Source organism: Maritimibacter sp. 55A14, from assembly GCF_003122205.1.
In the GTDB taxonomy this organism is placed as follows: domain Bacteria; phylum Pseudomonadota; class Alphaproteobacteria; order Rhodobacterales; family Rhodobacteraceae; genus QEYE01.
Genome location: NZ_QEYE01000047.1, coordinates 1 through 4408, shown reverse-complemented (window position 1 = coordinate 4408; position 4408 = coordinate 1). Strand labels below are relative to the sequence as shown.

The 4408-nt window shown below is 59.0% G+C and carries 4 protein-coding genes, 1 tRNA gene and 1 pseudogene; 1 reads left to right on the top strand and 5 read right to left on the bottom strand.

Annotation, left to right across the window (positions count from 1 at the left end; translation table 11 throughout):
• Positions 1 to 282 (top strand): hypothetical protein (locus DDZ14_RS20070; RefSeq protein ID WP_233252653.1); only part of this gene is annotated, 282 nt, incomplete at its 5' end.
• Between the two features lie 296 nt (positions 283 to 578).
• Here DDZ14_RS20070 and DDZ14_RS19020 read toward each other — a convergent pair.
• The 5 genes and pseudogenes from DDZ14_RS19020 to DDZ14_RS19000 form a co-directional block, all read right to left on the bottom strand.
• Positions 579 to 650 (bottom strand) — tRNA-Leu (locus tag DDZ14_RS19020).
• Positions 651 to 994: 344 nt separating this feature from the next.
• Positions 995 to 1393 carry a DUF2306 domain-containing protein gene (locus DDZ14_RS19015; protein ID WP_109426547.1) on the bottom strand — a complete coding sequence of 133 codons (399 nt, stop codon included), beginning with the start codon at positions 1391 to 1393 and terminating at the stop codon, positions 995 to 997.
• Positions 1368 to 1835: a hypothetical protein gene (locus DDZ14_RS19010; RefSeq protein WP_233252652.1), complete on the bottom strand. Its 468-nt coding sequence runs from the start codon at positions 1833 to 1835 to the stop codon at positions 1368 to 1370. The genes DDZ14_RS19015 and DDZ14_RS19010 overlap by 26 nt, the downstream gene beginning before the upstream one ends.
• A 707-nt stretch (positions 1836 to 2542) precedes the next feature.
• Positions 2543 to 4225: a BCCT family transporter gene (locus DDZ14_RS19005; RefSeq protein WP_109426546.1), complete on the bottom strand. Its 1683-nt coding sequence runs from the start codon at positions 4223 to 4225 to the stop codon at positions 2543 to 2545.
• Positions 4226 to 4295: 70 nt separating this feature from the next.
• A pseudogene (locus DDZ14_RS19000) lies at positions 4296 to 4408 on the bottom strand (IS5/IS1182 family transposase); the annotation flags it as partial.

The window sequence follows — 4408 nt, the reverse complement described above, 5'->3', positions numbered from 1 at the left end:
CACCAGACGACCCCACAGTGCCTTGGGCTACCGCCCACCGGCCCCGGAAACCATCCTGCCAATGGACCAGAGGCCGATCATGCACTAACACTCAAACCGGACCACTCAGGTGGGGCTGGTCAGGTGCTGGACGCATTTGAACGGTTGGGCGTACCCGTTCCCGAAGCCGATGAAACGAGCATCTTTGAGGACATGGAAATCAGAGCGACGAAGAATGGCGAAACACCGCAGGAATTTCAATACCAACGATATGAATACTACCGGTCTCTTCAGAAAATCTAGGAACACTTATTCTTAGATATTTTGACGATTGCCGAGAGGCTAAACTCCAAATTTCTTTGGTATAGCCGACATTCGTGGATAGCGCAGCATCCGGTACTTTGGGCTTGGAGCCGACTTGCGGCGGTGCGGCGCGTGCGCAAACCGCGGCCAGGCGAGCAACGGCTCGTTCCGGCCCAGAGCCGATAGCAAGCACCAACAGCCGCCGCTGCGCTGCAGCCCATTAGACCGGAAGTTCGCTGCATCTGCGAAAGCGTTGGATCAGGCCAGAGTGATGCTCAGGCATTGACGATTTCAAAAGGGGCGCGTGGGACTCGAACCCACGATATCCCCCTTTTGAGAAGGGCGCTCTATCCAGCTGAGCTAGCGCCGCACAGAGATCGGGACCGACAAGATCCCGATTTTGGTGCCTCGTGTTGAGGTTACTGTGGTGCCAATTGAAAGCGTTTTCAAGAACCCAAGTGAGCCAACGCGACTGTTACTTCAATTCCGGCCCGTCCCTGCCAATTACAGACCACCGGGTCGCCGCACCGAAGCCGCCGTTCATGCGCATTGCAGCATCAGTGGGGCACTTAGTGGCCGGTCAGCGCGGACAAAACGGGCTTTCGCCGCGGTGGCTCCAATGGCCGCTTACGACATAATTAGCAAAAAACGCTGGTTCGGGGCCGCATTGGTGCGCTCAATCTTCCAAACGGATAAAGTTAGTATGGTTCGATCATCCACCAAAGAAGACGGCATGCATCGTCCGGCCCGGTATGAAAGTGAAAGCTCCGGTCAGCAGCAAGGCCAAGGCATATAGCTGGATCATCGAGTTCCGATGCGCTGTGACACGTCCTTGGCGGATCGCTCGGATGGAGTAGACCAACGTCGCAAGGACTAGGATCGAGAGAACGTGTAAGATGGAGAAGGGCCCGAACCACCGGAACTCGTGTATCCAGAAGCTCGTTACCGCGACAATGGCCATCGCTCCGACCCAGAAATAGCCGAGCGCTTTGTGCGGTGTCGTTCCCTTGGGCGCTGCAAGCTGAAAGGCCCCAGCCCCCATCGCGACAAGCGCGACGAGTGCGTGGATCGAGATGACCGCACCGTCATTCCACAGGGCTTGCCAATTCATCCCGACCCCTCCCGTAGATGATGGACAGGACAAGTCCTTGCACGGCCACGACCGCGATCCAGAACACAAGCTCGACCGCAACAAGCGCGACCGGTTCACCGAACATGTTGAATGGCGTGTGGAACTCGAAATAGAGCGCCATTAGCGCCCAAAGGATAGCGCCGAAGGCCAGTCCACGCGCGACGATCCCACGCGGTAGGGCCGGCTCGATCCAATAGAAGACCAGGCCGTGTATGACTCCGATCACGGCGGCGATGGCCATGTATAGCGGGCCGTTCGTGAACATGAGGGGAAGTGGTTCCATCTCGAACAGAACCGCGATGACTTTCGCGCTTTGGGCTTCGTTCTCAAAAAGAAGTGGTCGGCCGAGTTGAAAAAACAGGATGTTGCTGACGATGTTGGCAATAACGATTGCAACGGCACCGCCAAGGGCGGCTCTCAAAAGCTTTGCGTAGGTAATATGTTCCTCCTTGCAAGAAATGCAGTGATGTGGATTTTCCGGCGATGGCGCTCCAATTCAGATCGCGCGACGCATGTGTGTTTGGCAGCGAACCCGTTGCCACAGAGCATCAGACAAGGCGAATGCCTGTCCGAAGCGGGCGTTAACTTAGCAGTCGATGTTGGTATCCTCAAGCAGGCGCGGCAATTGCATGTGCGGGCGCATGCCGTGTCAAAACACGTGGCAGAACGGGGTTCATTTCGGCACATCTTCGACCGAGTTCACGAAAGCAGACGTTCATACGATCCGCAGCATCGGTAACTCTGGGCTCACTGCCGACCTCGGATGCGGCGCAGCAGGGCCATGGTTGCAGCTCTAGGAAGCTTCGCGGACGGCCCAATGCGGCCACTCGCCAGCACCTCGCATTGCTGCGGCGCGGCCCGTCATTGCTGACTTTCGCTGCGGCTGCGAAATCGAGTTATAGGCGAACTCGTGCAATGCGGACAAAGCCGCCTGATGCCGATGCAGCAAAACGCGCCATGCACGCGGACGCACTTGGGCGTTCTCCAAAAACGAACCGGAGGGATAGGTACCGGTCGTATTGCTCGGGCCGCGAGGAGAGCGACCGGTGAGGCGCAACTGAAAGCATTGTGCTTTCATACTTGAGAAAGCCACAAAGAGCGCGCAAACTTACCCGCGCCCTCGGATTTTCAGTTACTAGCGCTGTCCTCCTCCGAGCCGGGGAATGCCGCCGCCTCAGCGTCTTCGGGAGCTGTTGGATGGACTTCGGCCTCGGCTTTTTCGGCCGCCTCGCGTTCGGATTCCCGCAGCAACAGGCGTTCGATCCGCTGCTCGAGAAGCTGCGCTTTCTCATCGCGGACCTCGATCTCCTGCGAAAGATCACGGTAAAGCGAAACTGCCATCAGGATCATCAATAGCATGAACGGGAAGGCCGCGATGATCGAAACCGTCCGCAGGCTCTCCAGACCGCCGGCCAGGAGCAGCACCACGACCAACACCATCTGCAGGGAGCCCCAGAGCACCCGCACCGCGCGTGTCGGGTTGAGTACGCCCTTCGACGTAAACATGCCAAGCACGAAAGTGGCCGAGTCGGCCGAGGTCACGAGGAACATGCCGACAAGCGCGATGGATGCAACGGTCAGCACCCCACTGCCAGGCAATTGATCGAGCAGGGCGTAGAGCCCGGCTGGAACCTCAGCAGCCACGGCGTCGGCGATGCCAGCGCTCTCGAAGATCTCGAACCGGATGGCCGCGCCGCCGAAGGTCGAGAACCACAGCATGCTCAGCGCCACCGGTACGATCATCACACCCAGGACGAATTCGCGGATGGTTCGCCCGCGCGAAATCCGGGCGATGAAACTCCCGACAAAGGGCGCCCAGCTCAGCCCCCAGGCCCAGTAGAACATGGTCCATTGCTCAACCCACGCTCCATTTGAATAGGGCGAGGTGACAAGGCTCATCTGGATCACGTTGCCCAGGTACTCGCCCAGGGTTTGGGTGAAGACCCCGAAGATGAAGGAGGTTGGCCCGAATAGCAGCACCACTCCAAGAAGCGCAGCCGCAAGCAGCATGTTGGCATTACTCAGCAGCCTTACGCCACGGTCTAGCGGAGTCATCGCCGACAGCGTGAAGAGGATTCCGATGACAGCGAGGATCACCAGTTGGGCCGGGAAGCCGTAGGGGATGCCGGTCAGCTGCGCGATTCCGCTGTTGATCTGCAGTGCACCAAGTCCCAGCGTCGTGGCCACGCCGAATACCGTCGAGACGACCGTCAGCACGTCGATGGCCTTGCCCCAGCCGGTATCCACGCGGGTGCCCAAAAGTGGACGAAAGGTCTCGCTTATCAGGCCATGGCTTTCGTGACGAAACCGGACATAGGCCAGGGCGAGTCCCACCAGCGCAAAAATCGCCCACTGGTGCAGTCCCCAGTGGAAGAAGGCGTAGAGCATGCCGGTCTGTGCCGCATCGGCCGTCCGCGGCAGACCGTTGCCGATTGGTGGGGAGTTGAAGTGCATCATCGGCTCGGCGACGCCCCAGAATACGAGGCCGACGCCCATCCCGCCCGAGAAGATCATCGCAAGCCAGCTCGAAAATGAGAACTCGGGCTGCTCGTCCGCGGCACCCAGTCGTATGTTACCGATCCTAGATAGGCCGAGGAACAGGACGAAAAAGACGAATCCCGTCATCACCAGAAGATACATCCAGCCGACATTCGTCGCCGTCGCATGGAGCACCGCCCGCGCGGCGCGCTCCACCACCGCGGGCGCGATTGCCGCCGCCAGGACGAAGATCACGACGATCGCGACCGATACGCGAAAAACGGTACCGACATCACCCAGTATGGACGTCGTCGAACTGACTGGCCGGAGCATCCATCGTCCCCCTTTCTGATTGGCAACCTAATCGGCGCACTGATGACTGTCGAACTCCTAGGGTCAGGACTCATAGCCAATAGATGACGGTTGCGGCGAGTGCGATGGCGGAGAGGAATACCTTCGGGCATCGGTCATATCGGGTTGCGACCCGTCGCCAGTCTTTGAGCCTACCGAACATGA